Below are 20,984 nucleotides of genomic sequence, written 5' to 3'. Positions count from 1 at the left end.
AACCAAAGGCACAGCGCGTCCCGGCGCACGACGCGGCCGAGCGGCAGCGAGGCTGGGTCGTGAAGGAGCGTCAGCGAGTGAACCAAAGGCACAGCGCGTCCCGGCGCACGACGCGGCCGAGCGGCAGCGAGGCTGCGTCGTGAGCCGGGTGACCGCGCGCCGTCGCACACTGCGCCTGTCCCCGTCCGGAGAGATCCAGCGACCCGACACCCTGGCAGTGGAGGAGCCGCTGGAGATCCGGCTCGGCGGGCGGTCGCTGACCGTCACCATGCGCACCCCCGGCGCCGATGTCGACCTGGTGCACGGATTCCTGTTGAGCGAGAGCATCATCGAATCGGCCGATGACATGGTGAGCGCCCGCTACTGCGCGGGCACCGACGCCGACGGCCGCAACACCTACAACGTGCTCGACGTCGAGCTGCGTGTCCCCGTACCCGCCCGCGCGCGCAACTTCCTCACCACCAGTTCGTGCGGGCTCTGCGGCAAGACCGCCCTCGACGAGGTCAGGGCCCACACCCGTTATCCACTCCCGGACGACACGCCCGCCGTCGACTCGGCCGTACTCGCAGGCATGCCCGAGACGCTGCGCGAGCGGCAATCGGTCTTCGACGCCACCGGCGGCCTGCACGCGGCGGGCTTGTTCACCGCCGACGGGACGGCGCTCGCGGTGCGGGAGGACATCGGCAGGCACAACGCGGTGGACAAGGTGCTGGGCTGGGCCCTGCGTGAAAACCGGATCCCCGCGTCCGATCTGGTGCTCATCGTGAGCGGGCGGGCGTCCTTCGAGCTGGTCCAGAAGGCGGTGATGGCCGGTGTGCCGATGCTCGGAGCGGTGTCGGCCCCGAGCTCGCTGGCGGTGGACCTGGCGGACGAATCCGGTCTCACCCTGGTCGGCTTCCTGCGCGGCGACACCATGAACATCTATGCCGGCGCGCACCGCGTGGACCGGCGATCGGCGGCGCGTCCCGCGAGCTGATGTCGGCTCGCCGCCGCGACGCCTATTGCCCGGTACTCGATGTCCGTTCTACCGTGACTGCACGCCCGAACACCCCCCGGCGAGGAACGGAGCGATGATGCGGATCTCGGTGGAAGGAAAGTCCGGCGGCGTGCGCGTCCGGATGCGTTTCGAGCAGCACCGCCGCCGGTGGCTGGCCGTGCGAATCATGTTGGGGATACTGACCTTCCAGGGCGCGGTGGTGGGTCTGTGGGCGGTGCTCGCGCCGCACTCCTGGTATACGAGTTTCCCCGGATTCGGGATGCAGTGGGTCGCCGTGGACGGCCCCTACAACCACCACTTGGCCAGCGACGTCGGGGCCTTCTTCCTTGCCCTCGCTGCGGCGAGCGGCTTCGCGCTGTGGCGCGGAGGCAGCGCGCTGGCGCAGGCCGCGGGGCTGGGCTGGCTCGTCTTCGCCACCCCGCATGTGATCTACCACGCGTTTCACAAGCCGGACGCGATGAGCGGCGTCAGCTTCACGCTGAGCCTGCTGGCCGCCGCGGCCCTCTTGGCGCTCGGCGCGGCCTGTCTGCTGGTGACTCCGCGTGGGCCGGAGGCGCCCGATCCCCGGCCCATCGAGTTCCGCTTCCCGCGCCGCCGTCCGATGCGCTGAGGCCCGGAAGGTGCCTGGCCGGAGGCGTCGCACGAGGGGCCCGGGCGACCGTCGGCGCGTGGCCGGGTAGGTCGCCTCGGGCGTACTGGCGTGCGCCTCCGGCTCGAGCGAGGTCGCTGCGACGCCGTCAGGCGTCGAGAGCCTTGAGCAGCGCCTCGCGCTGCCGGGCGCCCAGGCCGCCGATGCGGCGGTCCTCGGGGATCTCGGCCTGATCCATCAGCTTCGCGGCCTTCACCGGACCGACGCCGGGCAGGGCCTTGATCACCGCCGCGACCTTGGTCTTCTTCACCAGATCATCCGACTCCGCCTTCTTCAGCAGGTCGGCGACCGACACCTTGCCGGCCTTGACCTTGCCGATCAGTTCGGAGCGCGCTTTGCGCACCGCAGCCGCTTTGGCCAACGCCTCGGTGCGCTGCTCGGCGGTCATCGTGGGCAGTGCCATGTCTCCTCCGCTTTCACTCGTCACTCGAACATCTGGTTGACCGCACCGAGTAAACAGCACGGCACCGGTGGCGGACCGCCGACACACCGGTCAAATGTTGCGATGAGTTTTCTGGCGCGTCGTCGTCAGAACAGGTGAACAACCCGCGCGAAGTGCGCGAAACGGACGAAAGGAAGCCCGCCCATGGAACTGTCGCTCACCCAGTTCGTCACCATCGACGGCGTCTGCCAGGGGCCGGGCGGGCCGCACGAGGACACCGAGGGCGGCTTCACGCACGGCGGCTGGACCGCACCGTACTTCGACGAGGCAGGGGGTCAATTCGTCAGCGAGGTGTTCGCTCGCGCGGATGCCTTCCTGCTCGGCAGGCGGACCTACGAGATCTTCGCCGGATACTGGCCACAGCACGACGACCCCGCCGACCCGATCGCCTCGAAACTCAACGCGCTGCCGAAATACGTTGGCACCCATACCCTCGAGCGCGCCGAGTGGACGGGAACCGAACTGCTGCGGGACGACCTCGTCCGGCAAGTCGCCGACCTCAAATCCCGCCCGGGCCGCGAACTGCAGGTCCACGGCAGCGGCGGCCTCGCGCACACCCGGCTCGCCGCCGGCCTCGTCGACACCCTGTACTTGCTGACCTTCCCCGTGCTCCTCGGCACCGGCAAACGTCTCTTCCGGACCGGATCCAGCCCCGCCGCCTTCCACCTGACCGACTCGCGCACGACACCGGCCGGCGTCCACATCGGCACCTACCGCGCCGCAGGCGTCCCCGAATACGGCACCCTCGGCGAGTAGCCGGCACACACCACCGAACGAAAAAATGTGACCCACGTAACACATCGCGTGACGGCGGCGAAAGAAAATACAGCAGCCTTCGCAACGGGATCAAGGTTCAATGGCGAACCAGGGGGATCAACGGCGCTCCCCACCTCGGGCGCGATTCGTCCACGACGAATCGTCACCGCGTCCCGGCGAGGCAGACACAACCGCACAACGACCCGCGTCCCGATGAACGGCCTTCGGGCTATCCGGCGCGGGCATGGACTGCTAGCCTCCGAATTGGAACACGTTTCAATTCGTCAGGGGTTGACATGACACAACAGATTCGCGATGTCGTCGAGCAGTACGTCAAGCTGGTCGGCACCGGGCCCACGGAATCCATCGTGGAGCTCTACGCGCCGGACGCGACCGTCGAGGATCCCGCGGGCACCCCCGTCCGCCAAGGCCACGACGCCATCCGCGAGTTCTACTCCGTGTTCGACAACCTGGACCGGTCGACCGCGCTGCACGCCGACACCGTGCGGGTCGCGGGCAACCACGCCGCCTTCATGTTCGACGTCGTCACCATGGTCGGCGATCAGCGTTTCACGCTCACGCCGATCGACACGATGGAGTTCGACGAGCAGGGCAAGATCATCAAGATGCGCGCCTACTGGAGCCAGGACGACATGCGCGGCGAGCCGATCTGAGCCGTCCACGCCGCCGACGCCGCCCGGGAATCGCATCCCGGGCGGCGTCGAGGTTTCTCCAGGGTTATGCGGCGTCGAGCAGCGCACCAGCCAGAACGTGCGTCGTCTCGAAGGCCACGACGTCGGCAGCCACCTGAAGCAGCCGGTCCACGCATGGCGGGCCGGTGACCAGGAGCAGCCTGCCGCCGGCCTGGTCGATCCGTGAACGTGCGTCGAACAGCACCCGGAGGCCCGCGACGCCGAAGAACGACACCATGGACAGATCGACGACCACGCGAGGCGCGGCCGTGTCGAGCGCACCGATCAGATGCCGACGCAGCTCGTCGACGGTGAATTGATCCACCTCACCCGCGACGGCGCACAGCGTGATCTCGTCGCTCGGGGAGGTGATCGAAACCCGCACCCGCGCAGCGGGATCGGAACGATGCGGTCGGACTTCGGTGAAGTGAGTGGAAAGAATGGTCGACATGAGGAACCCAGTCCCGTCGCACCCGGCAGCTGAACCCGCGCCGGGCGATGTATTCGCGCCGGGCGCCCGAGGCCCCGGAGCTGGGCTGGCTACTCAACCCTGAGATTCGAGTACCCGAACGAAGACTCCGATACACCTACAATTTCGAGCAAATCTCGACAATTCGGACATTTCGAAAACAAATCCGGGCCCGGGGGACAATTCCCACGGGCCCGGATCGCGACTTCGGAATTACGCCGACTTCTCCCGGCGCTCGGCACGCTGCTGTTTGCGCGGCACGATGGTCGGCAGCACATTGTCGTTGACCGTATCGGCGTTCACGACCACCTTCGCGACGTCGTCGCGGCTGGGAATGTCGTACATCACCGGCAGCAGGACTTCCTCCATGATGGCGCGCAGACCGCGAGCGCCGGTGCCACGCAGGATGGCCTGGTCGGCGATCGCCTCCAGGGCGTCCTGAGTGAACTCCAGCTCGACGCCGTCCATCTCGAACAGCCGGATGTACTGCTTGACCAGCGCGTTCTTCGGCTCGGACAGGATCTTGACCAGGGATTCCTTGTCCAGGTTCGTCACCGACGCGACGACGGGGAGGCGGCCGATGAACTCCGGGATCAGACCGAACTTGATCAGATCCTCGGGCATCACCTCCGCGAAGTGATCGGTGGTGTCGATCTCGGCCTTGGAGCGCACCTCGGCGCCGAAGCCGATGCCGCGGTGGCCGGTGCGGTCGGAGATGATCTTCTCCAGGCCCGCGAACGCGCCCGCCACGATGAACAGCACGTTCGTGGTGTCGATCTGGATGAACTCCTGGTGCGGGTGCTTGCGTCCGCCCTGCGGCGGCACGCTGGCCTGGGTGCCCTCCAGGATCTTCAGCAGCGCCTGCTGCACGCCCTCGCCGGAGACGTCACGGGTGATCGAGGGGTTCTCGCTCTTGCGGGCGATCTTGTCCACCTCGTCGATGTAGATGATGCCGGTCTCGGCCCTCTTGACGTCGTAGTCGGCGGCCTGGATCAGCTTGAGCAGGATGTTCTCGACATCCTCGCCGACGTAGCCCGCCTCGGTGAGCGCCGTGGCGTCCGCGATGGCGAACGGCACGTTCAGCATCTTCGCGAGGGTCTGCGCCAGGTAGGTCTTGCCGCAGCCGGTGGGGCCGAGCATCAGAATGTTCGACTTGGTCAGCTCGACCGTCTCGCCCCGGCTGTCACGGCCCTTGTCCCCCGCCTGAATGCGCTTGTAGTGGTTGTACACGGCCACGGCGAGGGTGCGCTTGGCGGTGTCCTGCCCGATCACGTAGTTCTCGAGGAACTCACGGATCTCGGCGGGTTTCGGCAGCTCATCGAGTTTGACCTCGCTGGACTCGGCGAGTTCCTCCTCGATGATCTCGTTGCATAGATCGATGCACTCGTCACAGATGTACACGCCAGGTCCCGCAATGAGCTTCTTGACCTGCTTCTGGCTCTTTCCACAGAACGAGCACTTCAGCAGATCGCCGCCGTCTCCGATGCGCGCCATCTCGTGGGTCCCTACTTCCTTGTCCGCGTGCAACCGTCTGTCCAGGTTGCCAGCAATCCGCCGAACTCGGGTGTAATCGCGAACACTTCGAGTAATTCGGGCGGGTCGAGCTTGCCGTCAACCGAGAGCAAAGGTCCCTAGGTTGACCGTACCCGGTGTGCGCGACGGAGGTCGACAACTCGAGCATGTTTCTCGCCGGGGTTGTGCGGGTTCTCACGACATCGAAACACGTTCGGCACACGTTCCACCCGTGAGAGGCCGGTCCCGACGCCCGGCCGACCGCCATGGTGTTCGCGCCGTCCGCCACCCTCGCGAACGGTCGATGTCACCGTAGCGGAAGCGGCCGGGCGGTGTGCCGTCGGCACACCGCCCGGCCGGATTCGCCTGACGCACAGCAACTTGCGAGCGATCGCCGGACTCGGCGCCGCCCGCGAGCGTCTTACTTCTGCGCGCTGAGCTTGCGGTAGTCGAACACCGTGTCGATGATCCCGTACTCCTTGGCCTCCTCGGCCGTCAGGATCTTGTCGCGGTCGGTGTCCTTGCGGATGGTGTCCGCGTCCTTGCCGGTGTGCCGCGCCAGCGTGGTCTCCATCAGGCGGCGCATGCGCTCGATCTCGGCGGCCTGGATCTCCAGGTCCGAGACCTGACCCTGGATGCCGCCCTCCAGCGAAGGCTGGTGGATCAGCACGCGAGCGTTGGGCAGGCAGGCACGCTTGCCGGGGGTGCCCGCGGCGAGCAGCACGGCCGCGGCGGAGGCCGCCTGGCCGAGGCAGACCGTGGCCACGTCGGCGCGCACGTACTGCATGGTGTCGTAGATGGCCATCAGCGAGGTGAACGAACCACCCGGCGAGTTGATGTACATCGTGATGTCGCGGTCGGGATCCAGCGATTCCAGCACCAGCAGCTGCGCCATGATGTCGTTCGCCGAGGCGTCGTCGACCTGCACGCCGAGGAAGATGATGCGCTCCTCGAACAGCTTGTTGTACGGGTTGGACTCCTTGACACCGAAGCTCGAGTGCTCGATGAACGAAGGCAGAATGTAGCGCGACTGCGGCGAGGCAGGCGCGATGCCGGAGAGGCCGGCGCGTGGGTCGATCAGAGCCATTTCGTCTCCAAAGTCTGTGTGTTCAACGACGGTTCACTGACGGCGCGGGCCGGAACCGGTCCGGCCGCCGCTCACTTGGCTAAGCCATTGGCCTGGTTGGCGTGGCTGATCACGTGGTCGATGAACCCGTACTCGAGGGCATCCTTCGCCGTGAACCAGCGGTCGCGGTCGGCGTCGGCGGTGACCTGCTCCACCGGCCTGCCGGTGTGCAGCGCCTGGAGCTCGTTGAGCTCGCGCTTGGTGTGGGCGAACTGCTCGGCCATGATCGCGATATCGGCCGCGGAACCGCCGATGCCCGCCGAGGGCTGGTGCATCATGATGCGCGCGTGCGGCAGGGCGTAGCGCTTGCCCTTGGTGCCCGCGGTCAGCAGGAACTGGCCCATCGATGCCGCCAGGCCCAGGCCGTAGGTGGCGATGTCGCACTCGGACAACTGCATGGTGTCGTAGATGGCCATGCCCGCGGTCACCGAGCCACCGGGCGAGTTGATGTAGAGCGAGATGTCCTTGGTCGGATCCTCCGCCGTGAGCAGCAGGATCTGCGCGCACAGCTTGTTCGCGATGTCGTCGTCGACCTGGGTGCCGAGGAAGATGATGCGCTCCCGCAGCAGGCGCTCGTAGACCGAATCACTGAGGTTGAGACCAGCAGTCGCGGATGTCATGACCCCTGCCTGGTTGTTTGTCACGGATACCTGCCTTCTCTTCTCACCGGCTTGTCACTGAAAGCTAAACAGCGCTGAGTGCCACACAGCCATCACTGGTTCGTCTGTCACAAACATTAACGAAGCAGGGCGGCACCGAACTCCCGGTACCGCCCTTTCTTCGCTCACAGCGCAACTTCGCTGGCGCTCAGCCGCGCTGTGCGCGAGGGCGCGCTGCGATTCTGGTTCACTCGCTCCGCTCCCTCACTGCGCAACTTCGCTGGCGCTCAGCCGCGCTGTGCGCGAGGGCGCGCTGCGATTCTGGTTCACTCGCTCCGCTCCCTCACTGCGCAACTTCGCTGGCGCTCAGCCGCGCTGTGCGCCCACGAAACCACACGGCCGTAATATGCCGCTGGTGTTCCACGGATTTACTCGGCGCTCTCCGCGCCCTCGGCCTCGTCAGCGGAATCCGCAGGCGCGCCGAACATTTCGGCGGTGTCCACGGCGTTGCCCTCGGAATCGGTGACCTTCACCTTGCCGACGACACCGGCGAGCGCCTTGCCGCGGCGCACGTCGGCGAACACGGCGCCGAGCTGGCCGGCCTGCTGCACCTGCTGGATGAACTGCTCCGGCGACAGGCCGTAGCGCTGCGACTGGAACAGGATCCGCTCGGTGAGCTCCTCCTGGCCGACCTGGGTGTTCTCCGCCTCGGCGATGGCGTCCAGCAGCAGCTGGGTCTTCACCGACTTCTCGGCGGCTTCCTTGGTGTCCTTGTCGAACTCCTCGCGGCTGGAGCCCTGCGCCTCGAGCGCCTCGGCCAGCTTGTCCTCGTCGTGGTCGAAGCCGTGCACGGCGTCGTGCAGCACGGCGTCGATCTCGGCCTGCACGACCTTCTCCGGCAGCGGAATCTCGGTCGTCTCCAGCAAGGTCTCCAGGACCTTGTCGCGGATCTCGCCCGCCTGCTGCACCTTCTTGACCCGCTCGACGCGGCTCTTCAGGTCTTCCTTGAGCTCGTCGAGGGTGTCGAACTCGGAAGCGAGCTGAGCGAACTCGTCGTCGGCCTCGGGCAGCTCGCGCTGCTTCACCGACTGCACCGTCACGGTGATGACGGCTTCCTTGCCCGCGTGCTCGCCCGCGACCAGCGTGGAGGCGAACTCCTTCGACTCACCGGCGGAGAGGCCGATGATCGCCTCGTCGAGGCCCTCGATGAGCTGGCCGGAGCCGACCTCGTGGGACAGGCCGCTGGTGGCGGCGTCGGCCACCTCCTGGCCGTCCACGGTGGCGGCGAGATCGATGGAGACGAAGTCGCCGTTCTCGACCGCGCGCTCCACGCCGGTCAGGGTGCCGAAGCGCTGGCGCAGCGAGGTGAGCTGCTCCTCGATGTCCTCGTCGCCGATGCTGAACGCGTCGACGGTGACCTCGATGTCCTCGTAGGTCGGCAGGTCGATCTCGGGGCGCACGTCGACCTCGGCGGTGAAGGCGAGCTCCTGGCCGTCCTCGATCTTGGTGATCTCGATGTCGGGCTGGCCGATGACCTTCACCTCGGAAGTGGTGACGGCCTCGCTGTAGCGACCGGGCAGCACGTCGTTGACGACCTGCTCGAGGACGGCGCCGCGGCCGAGGCGGGCTTCGAGGAGCTTCGCGGGGGCCTTGCCCGGGCGGAAGCCGGGGATGCGGACCTGCTTGGCGAGAGCCTTGTAGGCGCGGTCGAAGTCCGGCTTCAGTTCCTCGAAGGGCACCTCGACATTGATCCGGACCCGGGTCGGGCTCAGCTGCTCGACGGTGCTCTTCACGGACATGCTCCTTGGTTCGGTGTTCGTTCGGGTTGAGGCGCGACTCCCAGCGGGGTGCGCGTACGCATCCCTGCCAGGGTAGTTGACCGGCCTGTGCGGCCTGCAATCGGTCACGGTGCGGCGCACCCCTGCCGCGCCCCGACCGACCGGGTTCAGTTGCCGACGCCGACCGCGTCGGTGACGAAAACCAGCGTCTCGTTGGGCTTGATGCCGCCGCTGCCCGCGCCGTAGCCCAGGTTCGGCGGGATGATCAGCAGCCTGCGCGCGCCCTGTTGAACACCGACGAGACCCTGATCCCAGCCGGGGATGACCTCGCCCGCGCCGAGGTTCAGCTGAAAGGGCTTGCCGCGGTCGAACGAGCTGTCCAGCTTCTTCTTGTCCGACCAGGTCACCAGCACGTAGTTCATGGTGAGCGGCTGGTCGGCCACCGCGCCGGGACCGCTGCCCTCGACCAGGTCCTTGACGACCAGTTTCGTGGGCGGGTCGCAGTCGCCGGGAATGGTCACGATCGGCGTTTGACCGAAGCCGCCGGTCACCCCGATGTCCTCGGCGGTGCATTCCCGGCCGTGCTTCGCCTGGCCGACGGCGCCGGTGGTGGCCGTCGTGGTGGCGGCGGTGTCCTTGTCGTCGGAGCCGCAGGCGGCCAGCGTGAACGCGGCCGCGGCGATGGCGCCGACACCGATGATCCTGCCGAGTGTGTGCATGCGGCGGACCCTAGACCACCGGACGCCCGCGCGCCCAGCGACGCTTTCCCGCCGTGTCGCGGTGTCGCCGCACGGAAACGGGTAATGCCGCCGGTGAGGCGGATTTCCCAGCGAGCGTGAGGAGAGTCGGCGAATGACCAAGATGGCCAGTCCCGGGGGCGACACCTCGGCGGACAATGCCGGCGCGCAGGGAGGCGTCTCCATCGCGCCCCGGCCCTATCGACTGGACGAGGCGCCCGGCCCGCTGGATCGCGCGGAGCTGACCGCGATCGACGCCTGGTGGCGCGCGGCGAACTACCTCTCCGTCGGCCAGATCTATCTGATGCGGAACCCGCTGCTGCGCGAAGCGCTGCTGCCCGAGCACATCAAGCCACGGCTGCTCGGCCATTTCGGCACGGTGCCAGGGCTGAATCTGGTCTGGGTGCACGCCAATCGGGCGATCCGCCTGCGCGCGCTCAACGCGGTGTTCGTCGCGGGGCCCGGGCACGGCGGGCCGGGCCCGAACGCGTGCGCCTGGCTGGAGGGCACCTATTCCGAGCTGTACAGCCACATTCCGCGCGATGCCGAGGGAATGGGTTCGCTGTTCGCCCAGTTCTCCTTTCCCGGCGGTGTGCCGAGTCACTGCGCGCCCGAGACGCCCGGCTCCTTCCACGAGGGCGGCGAACTGGGCTATTCCCTGCTGCACGCGTACGGCGCGGCGCTGGACAATCCGGACCTGACCGTGTTCTGTGTGGTGGGCGACGGCGAGGCCGAGACCGGCCCGCTCGCGGCGAGCTGGCACGCGAACAAGTTCCTCAACCCGGGCCGCGACGGCGCGGTGCTGCCGATACTGGCCCTCAACCAGTACAAGATCGCCAACCCGACCATCCTCGCGAGGATTCCGGAGAACGAGCTGGTGGAACTGCTGCGCGGCTGCGGCTACCAGCCGGTCGTCGTCGCGGGCGACGACCCGGCGACCGTGCACCAGGCGATGGCCCGCGCGATGGACGGCTGCCTCGACCGGATCGAGCGGATCCAGCAGGCCGCCAGGTCGGGCGCCAACGGCGGACCGGTCAGCTGGCCGATGATCGTCTTGCGCACCCCGAAGGGCTGGACTTGTCCACCGGTCGTCGACGGCGAACCCGTCGAGGGCACCTTCCGGGCGCACCAAGTACCGCTGCCCGCCGCCCGCGGCAACGATTCACACCGCCAGGTGCTGGAGCAATGGCTGCGTTCCTACCGGCCGGAGGAACTGTTCGACGCCGAGGGTCACCCGGCGCCGGAACTGCTCGAACTAGTGCCCGAGGGCGATCGGCGGATGAGCGCGAACCCGGTGGCCAACGGCGGCATGCTCGTTCGCGATCTACGCCTGCCGGACTGGCGCGATTTCGGCGTCGAGGTGGCCACGCCCGGCGGCACGAAACACGAGGCCACCCGCGTGCTCGGCGGCTGGCTGCGCGAGGTGACCCGCCGCAATCCGCACAACTTCCTGACGTTCGCCCCGGACGAGCTGGCCAGCAACCGGCTCCAGGACATCCTCGAGGTGACCGGACGCGACTGGCAGGCCGAGATCGGCGAGTACGACGTCGCGCTCGACCGCACCGGCCGGGTGATCGAGGTGCTCTCCGAGCACATGTGCCAGGGCCTGCTGGAGGGGTATCTACTGACCGGCAGGCACGGCGTGTTCACCTGCTACGAGGCCTTCATCCACATCGTCGACGCGATGTTCAACCAGCACGCCAAGTGGCTGGACGCCAGCGCGGCGGTGCCGTGGCGGCGGCCCATCGCCAGCCTGAACTACCTGCTGTCCTCGCACGTCTGGCGGCAGGACCACAACGGGTTCACCCACCAGGACCCCGGTTTCCTCGACGTGGTGCTGAACAAGAAGCCCGAGATCGTGCGGGTGTACCTGCCGCCGGATGCCAACACGCTGCTCTCGGTGTACGACCACTGCCTGCGCTCGCGGCACTACGTCAACGTGGTGGTGGCGGGCAAGCAGCCGCAGGAGGACTGGCTGTCCGTCCCCGACGCGGCGGTGCACTGCGCACGCGGCGTGGGCATCTGGGACTGGGCGGGCAACAACGACACCGTGGGCAGCACACCGGATGTCGTGCTGGCGTGCGCAGGCGACGTGCCGACGCTGGAGACGCTCGCCGCCGCGGCGATCCTGCGTGACCGGTTGCCGGACTTGCGGGTTCGCGTGATCAACATCGTCGACCTGATGCGGCTGCTGCCCGCCGACGCCCATCCGCACGGCCTGCCGGACAGCGAGTTCGACACCCTGTTCACCAGGGATCGTCCGGTGATCTTCGCCTTCCACGGCTATCCCTGGCTGGTGCACAGGCTGACCTACCGACGCACCAACCACGCGGAGATGCACGTCCGCGGGTATCAAGAAGAGGGCACCACCACAACGCCTTTCGACATGGTGATGCTCAACGACCTGGATCGCTACCACCTCGTGATGGATGTGATCGATCGGGTACCCGACCTGCGTGAGAAGGCCGCTGGGCTGCGTCAGGAGATGGTCGACGCCCGCTGGCGGGCCCGCGCGTGGACCAGGGCGAACGGCACCGATATCCCCTGCGTCGCGGAGTGGGCCTGGCCCGAACCCGGTCTCTGAGGATCGCACGACATCGGCCGCCGCAACCAGTTGTCCACAGGGCGGCGGCCGATCATTTTGTGCCATATGGAAATACGCGGCACCTGTGGAAACTTCCTTGCGGGTGCCGGGCGGGTCGGCGACGATCGCAGCATGCTGTTGACGATCACCTGCACGCGACCCGAAGGCGCGGCCTGGCCCGCGACCGATCTCGGATTCTTGCTGCACAAGAACCCCGAGCGGGTGCAGGCGTTCGAGCAGTCGTACGGCACCGCGCACGTGGTGTATCCGGAGGCGGATCCGGCGCGCTGCACGGCGGCCTTGGTCCTGGAGGTGGACCCGATCCGCCTGGTGCGCGGACGTTCCCGTGGCACACCGGATTTCAGCCTCGGTCAGTACGTCAACGACCGGCCGTACGCGGCGTCGTCGCTGCTGTCGGTCGCGATCGGCGCGGTGTTCCGCACGGCGCTGCACGGGCAGTGCAAGGCCCGCCCCGAACTCGCGCTCGCCGCACTGCCGTTGCGCATCGAACTGCCCGCGGTGCCGTGCAAAGGCGGGGCCGAGGTCGCCGAGCGGGTCTTCGAGCCGCTCGGCTGGACCGTGTCGACCACACCGATCCCCCTCGACCCGGCCTTCCCGGAGTGGGGCGATTCGCACTACCTGCGTCTGGCGCTGACCGGCGAGATCCGGCTCGCCGACGCCCTGTCGCACCTCTACGTTCTGCTGCCGGTCCTCGACGGCGCCAAGCACTACTGGATGGCCGCCGACGAGGTCGACAAGCTCATCCGCGCCGGCGGCGGCTGGTTGGCCGAGCACCCCGAACGCGGGTGGATCACCCGGCGCTATCTGGCCCGCCGTCAGTCGCTGGTACGCACGGCGCTGGCGCGCCTGGCGGAGATCGATGAGACGGATCCGGACGAACTCGGCGCGGAGGAGGACTATGTCGAGGCCGAGAACGGGGTGGGCGACATCACTTCCGGTTCGCCGGTCGACGCACCGGCGAGCGGGACGCACGGCGCGGACGCCGCCGATTCACCAGATAGTCTCACGATTTCGGCGCGCTCCTCCGGTTCACCAGACGACGACACACCGGTGCGGACCGACGCACTCGTCGGACCCGACGCCGAGGAGGCCGACGGGAGCGGCCACTCGCCCGGCGCGCCTGCCGCCGATGCGATGACGCCCGAGCACGGCGCCGGTCCGGACAGCGACGAAGCGGTAGGCCGGGCGCCGTCCCTGGCCGTGCAGCGGCGGGCCGCCGTGCTCGCCGCGTTGGGGGATGTCGGCGCGCGACGGGTACTCGATCTCGGCTGCGGCGAGGGCGCGCTGCTGCGAGAGTTGCTGGCTGACCGGATGTTCACCGAGATCGTCGGCGTCGACGTGTCGATGCGGGCGCTGCACATCGCCAAGCGCAAGCTGCGGGTCGACCGGATGCCGGAGCGCGTCGCGGGCAGGCTCACCCTGCTCCAGGGCTCGCTCACCTACACCGACGCGCGACTGCGCGGCTACGACGCCGCGGTGCTGATGGAGGTGATCGAGCACGTCGACCCGCCTCGGCTCGGCGCGCTGGAGCACGCTGTATTCGCCACGGCCGCACCGCGTTCCGTCGTGGTGACGACGCCGAACTCGGAATACAACACGGCCTACGAGAGCCTGCCCGCGGGCAAGTTCCGCCACGACGACCACCGTTTCGAATGGACTCGGGCGGAATTCACCTCCTGGGCGACCGGCGTCGCGCAGCGCAACGGATACCACGTTCAGCTGCGGCCCGTCGGCGCCGAGCATCCCGAGTTCGGTGCGCCCACCCAGCTCGCACTGTTCACCAAGACCGAAGCACCCGGGCCCACCGGCGAGGACACGAAAGCAGCCGCGCGATGACCGAACTGTCCGTCCCCGAGCTCTCGCTCGTCGTTCTGATCGGCAGCACCGGCTCGGGCAAGTCCACGTTCGCGCGCAGGCACTTCCCGCACACGGCCATCGTCTCGTCGGACGCCTGCCGCGGCATCGTCAGCGACGACGAGAACGACCAGTCGGCCACGCCGGAAGCGTTCGCGCTGCTGCACCACATCGCGGGCATCCGGCTGCGCCGCGGGCTGCGCACGGTGATCGACGCCACGAATGTGCAGCCGCGGGCGCGTCAGGAACTCGTCGCGGTGGCGCGCGCCCACGATGTGCTGCCGGTGGCGATCGTGCTCGATGTGCCGGATTCGGTATGCCTGGAACGTAATTCGCTGCGTTCGGATCGGTCGCACCTCGCGGCGCACGTGGTGCATCGCCAGCAGCGCGAGCTGCGCCGCGGCCTGCGCGGGCTGGAGCGCGAGGGCTTCCGCAAGGTGTACGTGTTGCGCGGGGTCGAGGAGATCGACGGCGCGACCCTCGTCGACGAGAAGGCGTGGAACGACAAGCGCGAGCTCACCGGCCCGTTCGACGTGATCGGCGACGTGCACGGTTGCCGCGCCGAATTGGAGACGCTGCTCGACGAGCTCGGGTACGCGGTGGAGCGCGACGCGGCCGGACGCGCGGTCGGCGCCCGTCATCCGCACGGACGCACCGCGGTGTTCGTCGGCGACCTGGTGGACCGCGGACCCGATACCCCCGGCGTCCTGCGGTTGGCGATGGGCATGGTCGGCGCGGGAACGGCATTGTGCGTCACCGGTAATCACGAGAACAAGCTGGTGCGCGCCCTTACCGGGAAGAAGGTCAAGGTCGCGCACGGTCTCGCCGAATCGCTGAACCAGCTCGAGGCCGAGGACGAGGACTTCCGCAAGGCGGCGCTCGACTTCTGCCGCGGACTGCTCAGTCACTACGTGCTCGACGGCGGCAATCTCGTCGTCGCGCACGCGGGACTGAAGGAGGAGTACCAGGGACGCGCGTCCGGTCGCGTTCGCGCGTTCGCCATGTACGGCGAAACCACCGGGGAGACCGACGAATACGGCTTTCCGGTGCGCTACCCGTGGGCGCAGGACTATCGCGGCCGGGCCACCGTGCTGTACGGGCACACGCCGATGACCGAGCTGCGCTGGGTGAACAACACACTCTGCTTGGACACCGGCGTGGTGTTCGGCGGGCGCCTCACCGCGCTGCGCTATCCCGAGCGCGAGCCGGTTTCGGTTCCGGCCGAACAGGTTTGGTACGAGCCGACACGTCCGCTGGCCCCCGCCGAGGCGACCGAGGCCGTGGCGCACCGTGATCCCGGAGTGCTGGATCTCGACGACGTGATCGGCCGCCGCGTCGTGCACACGCGCAGCCACGGCCGCATCGGCGTGCAAGAGGAGAACGCGGGAGCGGCGCTCGAAGTGATGAGCCGCTTCGCCATCGATCCCCGCTGGCTGGTGTACCTGCCGCCGACGATGTCGCCGTGCGCGACCTCGTCGCTGGACGGCTACCTCGAGCACCCGGCCGAGGCGTTCGCCTACTACCGGGGCGAAGGTGTGGACCGCGTGGTGTGCGAGGAGAAGCACATGGGCTCGCGCGCCGTTGTTCTGGTGACCCGCTCGGCTGCGGCCGCGCGGGACCGTTTCGGCGTCGAGGACGACGGTACGGGCGCGATCTACACGCGCACCGGCCGACCGTTCTTCGACGATCCCGCGGTGACGGAAAGCTTGCTGGCGCGCATCCGTGCGGCTGCCGAGGCCGCCGGGTTGTTCGAGGAGCTGCGCAGCGAATGGCTGTTGCTCGACGCGGAGCTGCTGCCGTGGTCGGCCAAGGCAATCGGCCTGTTGCGCTCCCAGTACGCGGCGGTCGGCGCCGCCGCCAAGGCCGCGCTCGTCGGCGCCGAGGCGGTGTTCAGCGCGGTCGCCGCACGCGGCCACGACGTCACCGAGCTGGCCGAGCGCACCGCGGGACGACGCGCCGACGCCGCGGCCTTCACCGCCGCCTACGGCCGCTACTGCTGGACGACCGACGGCCTGGCCGGGCTGCGCCTCGCGCCGTTCCAGCTGCTGGCCACGGAAGGCGTCAACCACGCGACCCGTGATCACGCCTGGCACCTGGCCGTGATCGATCGCTTGGTCGCCGCGGATTCGGACCTGTTCACACCGACGCGCCGGATGGTGGTGGACCTCGCGGATCCCGACGGCGAAGCCATCGCGACCGCATGGTGGACCGAACTCACTACCGCAGGCGGCGAAGGGATGGTCGTGAAGCCGCTCGATTCCCTGGTCCGGAGCCGCTCGGTCGACCGCCCTGGCGCCGACGCGCCCGGGGAGCGCGGTCCGGATGCCGACGGAACCGGTCCGGCACCGGATGCTTCGGGGCCGGGCAGCGCCGCTACTCGGGGCGAGTCCACGCGTCTCGTCCAGCCGGGTGTGAAATGCCGTGGACCCGAATACCTTCGGATCATCTACGGACCGGAGTACCTACGCGAACCGAACCTGCGTCGTCTGCGTACCCGCGGCCTCGGGCGCAAACGGTCGATGGCGCTGCGCGAGTACGCGCTCGGGCTGGAGGCGCTGGACCGTTTCGTCGCGGGCGAGCCGCTGTGGCGGGTGCACGAGGCGGTGTTCGCGGTGCTGGCCCTCGAATCGGAACCCGTGGACCCGCGCCTGTGAACGGCGGCCCCGGCGCGCGGCCCGGATGGGAAGGTCTGCCAGGACCCGCAACCGCGGCCTCAGCGGCACGAACATCGGGGTGCACGGCCAAGTGGCGATGGCCAGCGCGTGACCTCGGCGGCACGAACATCGAGGTGCGCGGCCGTGTAGCGACGGTCGGCGCGCGACCTCGGCGACACGAACAACGGGCCACGCGGACGTGCGGCGATCGCCACCCGCAGGGGCGCGGCGCCGTCCGATCTCACCGCTGGTTCAGGCAGTCGGGGCGCACACGAGCGTCCAGAGGGCTTCCGGTCCGTGCTTGCAAGTTCGTCGGCGCCTCGGGCTTCGGCCGACGATGCTTGCCGCATAGCGGCTTCTGTTGATCATCGCAGGTCAGAGACGGTGCCATCGGCGAGACGAGCGCGCAACGAGAAGCGCTGAGGTGTCCCATGGTTCACGCGGGGTACTCCCCATTCAGCGGGAACGACCATTGCGGGCGCTCCGTGACGGCCGTTACATTTGCTAGCAAGGCGCTTGCAAGAGTAAGCGCAGGCGTGCGCGGCTCGATCGCGCGGAGCCGACAGACAAAGGAGTCTGACCATGCCTGCTGCCAGCACACACGGCCCTGGGTACGAGGACGCCGACGCACGGACGATGCTGATCGATGACCGCTTCACCGGGCTGGCCGCGAAATTCTTCGGCATGTTCCGCCGCAGGAACCAGGGCGGCGGCGCACTCGCGGTCTATTTGGACGGCAAACCGGTGCTCGACGTGTGGGCCGGCTGGGCGGACAGCGACCGTCGCTGGCGGGCCGACTCCATGTCGCTGTCGTATTCCACCGGCAAGGGCGTGGCGGCGACCGTCGCCCATCGGCTCGTCGACCGCGGGCTGCTCGACCTGGATGCCCCGGTGGGCGACTACTGGCCCGATTTCGCGTCCAACGGCAAGGCCGACATCACGCTGCGCGAGGTGCTGAACCATCGCGCGGGTCTGCAGCGCATCCGCGGCCTGCTGCCCGACCCGCGTGACCTGCTGAACCACGACGCGGTCGCGGCCGCGATGGCGGCTTCCGCGCCGGATCCGTTGCGGCTGCGCGCCTCCGGATATCACGCCATCACCTTCGGCACCCTGGTGGCCGAGATCGCCCAGCGCGCGACAGGTCGCGACTTCACCGACCTGGTCCGGTCGGAACTCGCCGGACCGCTGGGCGAGCGCGACTTCTTCTTCGGCGTCCCCGAACGCGAGCGGCCTCGGGTGGCCAAGCTCGCGCCGCGACTCGGCATCGCCAGGGTCCCGCTCGATCGCCTGATCGCGCCGTTCGCGCCGCTGCAACTGATGTACGCCGCCCGCGGCGCGTTCTACGACGGCTGGGCCGACATGTCGCTCGGCACCCACCCCTACGACGCGATGATGCCCGGATGGAACGGCGTGTTCACCGCCCGCGCGCTGGCCAAGATGTACGGCGCGATCGCCAACGACGGCATGGTGGACGGCCGACGGCTGCTGCGCGCCGAGTCGACCCGCCGCATCGCGGAGATGCCGCCGAACAGCCGTTACGACTACGTACTCGGCGCGCCGCCGCACTTCGCACTCGGTTACCACCGCGCCATTGTCGGCCCGCGCGTCACGCGAAGGGCGTTGGGCCACTTCGGGATCGGCGGATCCGGCGGGATCGCGTTCCCCGGGCTCGGCCTGTCCGTCGCCTTCGTCACCAATCACCTCGGCAACCACGCCATGTCGGTCGGCGACGCGCGCCTGCCGATGCTGGCCGCTTGTGCCGAGCGCATCGCCCGCACCGCCCGCGGCCGAGATCCCATTCCGGCCGAGCCGGAGGCCGCAGCCAGCTGAGCGGAAAGGTCAGCGGCCCTTCAGTTTTCGCCAGCCGCCCGCGCGATTGTCGGCGATGATCCGGCGAAACATGGCCGACAGCGCGCGGGCGTTGACGGTCTCGCCTTCACGAATCGCGACCGTCCGCGCGGTCTTGTTGTCGTGCCCGCCGGTGATGATGCCCTCGGGATCGGGGACGATGCCGCCGTCGTAGAGGAACACGTTGACGTGCGTCTTCGCGGCGAGCAGCGCGCAGATATTGCCGTCGAGCACGAAGTACGGCTGGACGGTGCGCTTGACGGTCTCCTGAACCTCCGGATCCGCGGCGTGCACCAGATCGCGGACCTCGCGGCAGATCGCCCGCTGCCAGTCGGGTAGTGCGTCGATGTAGGCATCGACACGTGGGTCGGCTACATAGGACATGTGCCGATCGTGGCACAGATACCGGTCCGTCGACAGGCTCTCGGCGCACCGATGACCCGACACAGCACCTCGCCGACGGTGTTGTGCGATCGATGAACCCAGCGCCATTCGGCGGAAACGCACGGTCGGGCGCTGATAGGCTGCTGTGCTCGACGACCGTCGTGCCGAGCGACAGCTAGGGGGCCGAATCCAGTGCAACCGGAACAGGCACGGGCCGCCGGACTGTTCGACGCCGCGCTGACCGGCGAACTGCGCATGTCGGAGCAGACGGCGCTGCGACTCGCCTCCGCCTGCGACGCGCTCCTGGACGGATTGCGGCAGCTACGCACGACCGACCTCGCCGAGGTGAACGGCTTTCCCGAGCTACCCTCCGGTATCGCGCTCGCTCGCGGCTTCGCCACCAAGGGAAGGGAATTCGCGGATACGCTGACCGCGCTCCAAGAGGCGACGCTGCGCTACAAAGCCGGATACCTGGCGGCCGGACACTTGGTGTCCGAGGCCGACGCCGCCCACCGCGCGGCGCTGGAACTGGCCGCCGACCGCTTGGACGACGGCGCATGAACAGCGCGCCCGACCGCGTCGATGCGGCGACCGACCCGCCGTACGTCACCGATCGGGAGTCCTTCGACGCCTACACCCATCGTGAGATCTGGGAACTCGTGCACGAGGCGCTGCGTCCCGCCGAACTCGGCCGCGTCGCCGAGGGCTGGCAGGCGGGCGCCGACGCGCTCGACGAGTTGTTCACGGCATTCGCGGCCGCGGTGCGCCACGAATTCGCGGACTGGCACGGTGAGGCGGCAGCAGCCGCCCGCGAATCGACCGAACATTTCCTCCGCGCCGGCGCGGCCGTCCGCGACGTGTGTGCCGAACTGCACCGGCTGATGGAGGCGAATTCCGCGGCGGCGCAGGCGATCCGCGACGCCATCGCGCCGCCGCCCGAACCCTACGCGCCGAATCCCGACCCGGTGCTGGAGGCCATCGAGGGCGGACCGCGCAAGATGGCGCACGACATCGCCGCCGCCGAGGCGCTCGCCGACGCCCAGGACACCCTGACCTTCGGCTACAACTCGACCCTGGTGGCGTCCGGCGACGCCGTGCCCGTCTTCGGCAGGCCCGATCCGAGCGGCGAGGCCGCGCGGTGAGGTGGGTCTTCACGCCGGACGAGTTCACCTACGTGTGGTCGGCGGAGACCGGTCTCGACCGTCGTCCCTACCCCATCAACATGGCTCACCGCGGCACGGTCCGCAGCGAGAACGATTGGGACAAGCTCAAACTCGCCGAACGCTTCGCGCCCAACGCCGACCCCGACCTGACCGGCGCGCTCACCCTCTGCGCCCGCGGCGACGTCACCACCATCACGGTCTCCGGCGACCGGTACGCGCGGGACGGGCGGACCGACGAACCCATCCTCGCTTTCGGCGCCGCCCACCTGGTGTGGGGCACTGCGATCGTCGCCGGCCCTTGCGACGTCACCGTGATCGCTTGCCACGCAAAGAAAGTCGCGCAGCACTTGGTGGCGGCTATGGGCTCCGCGCCAGCGGGCAAGCTCGCCCCGATGCGGGAACCACGGGAAGCCGTCCTCTACGACGACCCCAATCACTGGCAGCAGCAGTCCGAGGACGCGCTGCGCGCCGCCGCCCTGCGCCAGACGCTGCACCGGCCGATCGACGCCCGCGGCTTCATCACCGTCACCGTCGCACCGGAAGACCCGATGTCGCCACCGACCCGCCACCGCACCTGGCTGGACTTCACCGACGACGGACGCTACCTGCTGACCACCAGCACCGATCTCACACTGGCCCCTGTCACCCAACCCGCCCTCGCCGGCCACCTGACGCGGTTGGCCGCCATCCGCTGAGGGCGGATCGCGCGCCGCGTGCGG

19 protein-coding genes are annotated in these 20,984 nt (G+C 68.7%); 11 read left to right on the top strand and 8 right to left on the bottom strand.

What is annotated here, in order from left to right; translation table 11 throughout:
• The first annotated feature begins 139 nt into the window (after positions 1-139).
• Positions 140-976 (top strand): formate dehydrogenase accessory sulfurtransferase FdhD, encoded by an 837-nt coding sequence (gene fdhD / locus ACRWNM_RS01620; RefSeq protein ID WP_431962673.1) that lies wholly within the window; start codon positions 140-142, stop codon positions 974-976.
• A 94-nt stretch (positions 977-1,070) separates the two neighbouring features.
• Positions 1,071-1,607 carry a hypothetical protein gene (locus ACRWNM_RS01615; RefSeq protein WP_431962671.1) on the top strand — a complete coding sequence of 179 codons (537 nt, stop codon included), beginning with the start codon at positions 1,071-1,073 and terminating at the stop codon, positions 1,605-1,607.
• A gap of 127 nt (positions 1,608-1,734) precedes the next feature.
• Here ACRWNM_RS01615 and mihF read toward each other — a convergent pair whose 3' ends face one another.
• The gene (gene mihF / locus ACRWNM_RS01610) at positions 1,735-2,049 is read right to left on the bottom strand and encodes an integration host factor, actinobacterial type (protein WP_068062535.1); all 315 of its coding nucleotides are present in this window, start codon (positions 2,047-2,049) and stop codon (positions 1,735-1,737) included.
• 183 nt (positions 2,050-2,232) lie between these two features.
• Here mihF and ACRWNM_RS01605 point away from each other — a divergent pair, with 183 nt between their 5' ends.
• Complete coding sequence (locus ACRWNM_RS01605) at positions 2,233-2,844, top strand: dihydrofolate reductase family protein (protein WP_431962669.1); 612 nt, start codon at positions 2,233-2,235, stop codon at positions 2,842-2,844.
• Between the two features lie 296 nt (positions 2,845-3,140).
• The gene (locus ACRWNM_RS01600; RefSeq protein ID WP_431962667.1) at positions 3,141-3,518 is read left to right on the top strand and encodes a nuclear transport factor 2 family protein; all 378 of its coding nucleotides are present in this window, start codon (positions 3,141-3,143) and stop codon (positions 3,516-3,518) included.
• 64 nt (positions 3,519-3,582) lie between these two features.
• On the opposite strand, the gene ACRWNM_RS01595 is transcribed toward ACRWNM_RS01600, so the two are convergent.
• The 6 genes from ACRWNM_RS01595 to ACRWNM_RS01570 all read right to left on the bottom strand — a co-directional run bounded on the left by ACRWNM_RS01595 (position 3,583) and on the right by ACRWNM_RS01570 (position 9,739).
• Complete coding sequence (locus ACRWNM_RS01595) at positions 3,583-3,987, bottom strand: STAS domain-containing protein (RefSeq protein WP_431962665.1); 405 nt, start codon at positions 3,985-3,987, stop codon at positions 3,583-3,585.
• Between the two features lie 231 nt (positions 3,988-4,218).
• The gene (clpX, locus tag ACRWNM_RS01590) at positions 4,219-5,499 is read right to left on the bottom strand and encodes an ATP-dependent Clp protease ATP-binding subunit ClpX (RefSeq protein WP_067787500.1); all 1,281 of its coding nucleotides are present in this window, start codon (positions 5,497-5,499) and stop codon (positions 4,219-4,221) included.
• 439 nt (positions 5,500-5,938) lie between these two features.
• Complete coding sequence (locus tag ACRWNM_RS01585) at positions 5,939-6,604, bottom strand: ATP-dependent Clp protease proteolytic subunit (protein ID WP_067787453.1); 666 nt, start codon at positions 6,602-6,604, stop codon at positions 5,939-5,941.
• A gap of 71 nt (positions 6,605-6,675) precedes the next feature.
• Positions 6,676-7,263 (bottom strand): ATP-dependent Clp protease proteolytic subunit, encoded by a 588-nt coding sequence (locus ACRWNM_RS01580; protein WP_431962662.1) that lies wholly within the window; start codon positions 7,261-7,263, stop codon positions 6,676-6,678.
• Between the two features lie 407 nt (positions 7,264-7,670).
• Entirely contained in the window at positions 7,671-9,035 is a 1,365-nt protein-coding gene (gene tig / locus ACRWNM_RS01575) for a trigger factor (RefSeq protein ID WP_431962660.1), read from the bottom strand.
• Between the two features lie 152 nt (positions 9,036-9,187).
• Positions 9,188-9,739, bottom strand: a complete 552-nt coding sequence (locus tag ACRWNM_RS01570) for an FKBP-type peptidyl-prolyl cis-trans isomerase (protein ID WP_431962658.1) — start codon at positions 9,737-9,739, stop codon at positions 9,188-9,190.
• Between the two features lie 133 nt (positions 9,740-9,872).
• Between ACRWNM_RS01570 and ACRWNM_RS01565 the strand changes: the two genes are divergently transcribed.
• From ACRWNM_RS01565 to ACRWNM_RS01550, 4 genes are all read left to right on the top strand, one after another.
• A complete protein-coding gene (locus ACRWNM_RS01565; RefSeq protein WP_431962656.1) occupies positions 9,873-12,341 on the top strand; it encodes a phosphoketolase family protein in 2,469 nt (822 codons plus the stop codon).
• Positions 12,342-12,473: 132 nt separating this feature from the next.
• A complete protein-coding gene (locus ACRWNM_RS01560; protein ID WP_431962654.1) occupies positions 12,474-14,198 on the top strand; it encodes a 3' terminal RNA ribose 2'-O-methyltransferase Hen1 in 1,725 nt (574 codons plus the stop codon).
• Positions 14,195-16,870 carry a polynucleotide kinase-phosphatase gene (locus tag ACRWNM_RS01555; RefSeq protein ID WP_431962652.1) on the top strand — a complete coding sequence of 892 codons (2,676 nt, stop codon included), beginning with the start codon at positions 14,195-14,197 and terminating at the stop codon, positions 16,868-16,870. The genes ACRWNM_RS01560 and ACRWNM_RS01555 overlap by 4 nt, the downstream gene beginning before the upstream one ends.
• Before the next feature lie 582 nt (positions 16,871-17,452).
• Positions 17,453-18,700, top strand: coding sequence for a serine hydrolase domain-containing protein (locus ACRWNM_RS01550; RefSeq protein ID WP_431962650.1), 1,248 nt, complete (start codon positions 17,453-17,455; stop codon positions 18,698-18,700).
• Between the two features lie 9 nt (positions 18,701-18,709).
• Here the strand turns inward: ACRWNM_RS01550 and ACRWNM_RS01545 are convergent, their stop codons facing one another.
• Entirely contained in the window at positions 18,710-19,102 is a 393-nt protein-coding gene (locus tag ACRWNM_RS01545; protein WP_431962648.1) for a DUF1801 domain-containing protein, read from the bottom strand.
• 192 nt (positions 19,103-19,294) lie between these two features.
• On the opposite strand from ACRWNM_RS01545, the gene ACRWNM_RS01540 reads away from it, so the two are divergent.
• From ACRWNM_RS01540 to ACRWNM_RS01530, 3 genes are read left to right on the top strand one after another with little or no spacing between them, the layout of a single operon-like run.
• Positions 19,295-19,663: a hypothetical protein gene (locus ACRWNM_RS01540; protein WP_431962646.1), complete on the top strand. Its 369-nt coding sequence runs from the start codon at positions 19,295-19,297 to the stop codon at positions 19,661-19,663.
• Complete coding sequence (locus tag ACRWNM_RS01535) at positions 19,660-20,244, top strand: hypothetical protein (protein WP_431962644.1); 585 nt, start codon at positions 19,660-19,662, stop codon at positions 20,242-20,244. The genes ACRWNM_RS01540 and ACRWNM_RS01535 overlap by 4 nt, the downstream gene beginning before the upstream one ends.
• The gene (locus tag ACRWNM_RS01530) at positions 20,241-20,960 is read left to right on the top strand and encodes an ESX secretion-associated protein EspG (protein ID WP_431962642.1); all 720 of its coding nucleotides are present in this window, start codon (positions 20,241-20,243) and stop codon (positions 20,958-20,960) included. Before ACRWNM_RS01535 ends, ACRWNM_RS01530 begins: the two co-directional genes overlap by 4 nt.
• The last annotated feature ends 24 nt before the right edge of the window (positions 20,961-20,984 follow it).

The organism is Nocardia sp. bgisy134 (assembly GCF_965341865.1).
Lineage (GTDB): Bacteria > Actinomycetota > Actinomycetes > Mycobacteriales > Mycobacteriaceae > Nocardia.
Note: the sequence above shows the minus strand (reverse complement) of the source record. Positions and strands in the feature narration are given on the sequence as shown.

Excerpts from the sequence above, each read along its gene's own strand:
- ACRWNM_RS01615 (WP_431962671.1), top strand. The coding sequence starts at position 1,071 with ATGATGCGGATCTCGGTGGAAGGAAAGTCCGGCGGCGTGCGCGTCCGG.
- mihF (WP_068062535.1), bottom strand. The coding sequence starts at position 2,049 with ATGGCACTGCCCACGATGACCGCCGAGCAGCGCACCGAGGCGTTGGCC.
- ACRWNM_RS01605 (WP_431962669.1), top strand. The coding sequence starts at position 2,233 with ATGGAACTGTCGCTCACCCAGTTCGTCACCATCGACGGCGTCTGCCAG.
- ACRWNM_RS01600 (WP_431962667.1), top strand. The coding sequence starts at position 3,141 with ATGACACAACAGATTCGCGATGTCGTCGAGCAGTACGTCAAGCTGGTC.
- ACRWNM_RS01595 (WP_431962665.1), bottom strand. The coding sequence starts at position 3,987 with ATGTCGACCATTCTTTCCACTCACTTCACCGAAGTCCGACCGCATCGT.
- clpX (WP_067787500.1), bottom strand. The coding sequence starts at position 5,499 with ATGGCGCGCATCGGAGACGGCGGCGATCTGCTGAAGTGCTCGTTCTGT.
- ACRWNM_RS01585 (WP_067787453.1), bottom strand. The coding sequence starts at position 6,604 with ATGGCTCTGATCGACCCACGCGCCGGCCTCTCCGGCATCGCGCCTGCC.
- ACRWNM_RS01580 (WP_431962662.1), bottom strand. The coding sequence starts at position 7,263 with ATGACATCCGCGACTGCTGGTCTCAACCTCAGTGATTCGGTCTACGAG.
- ACRWNM_RS01570 (WP_431962658.1), bottom strand. The coding sequence starts at position 9,739 with ATGCACACACTCGGCAGGATCATCGGTGTCGGCGCCATCGCCGCGGCC.
- ACRWNM_RS01565 (WP_431962656.1), top strand. The coding sequence starts at position 9,873 with ATGACCAAGATGGCCAGTCCCGGGGGCGACACCTCGGCGGACAATGCC.
- ACRWNM_RS01560 (WP_431962654.1), top strand. The coding sequence starts at position 12,474 with ATGCTGTTGACGATCACCTGCACGCGACCCGAAGGCGCGGCCTGGCCC.
- ACRWNM_RS01555 (WP_431962652.1), top strand. The coding sequence starts at position 14,195 with ATGACCGAACTGTCCGTCCCCGAGCTCTCGCTCGTCGTTCTGATCGGC.
- ACRWNM_RS01550 (WP_431962650.1), top strand. The coding sequence starts at position 17,453 with ATGCCTGCTGCCAGCACACACGGCCCTGGGTACGAGGACGCCGACGCA.
- ACRWNM_RS01545 (WP_431962648.1), bottom strand. The coding sequence starts at position 19,102 with ATGTCCTATGTAGCCGACCCACGTGTCGATGCCTACATCGACGCACTA.
- ACRWNM_RS01535 (WP_431962644.1), top strand. The coding sequence starts at position 19,660 with ATGAACAGCGCGCCCGACCGCGTCGATGCGGCGACCGACCCGCCGTAC.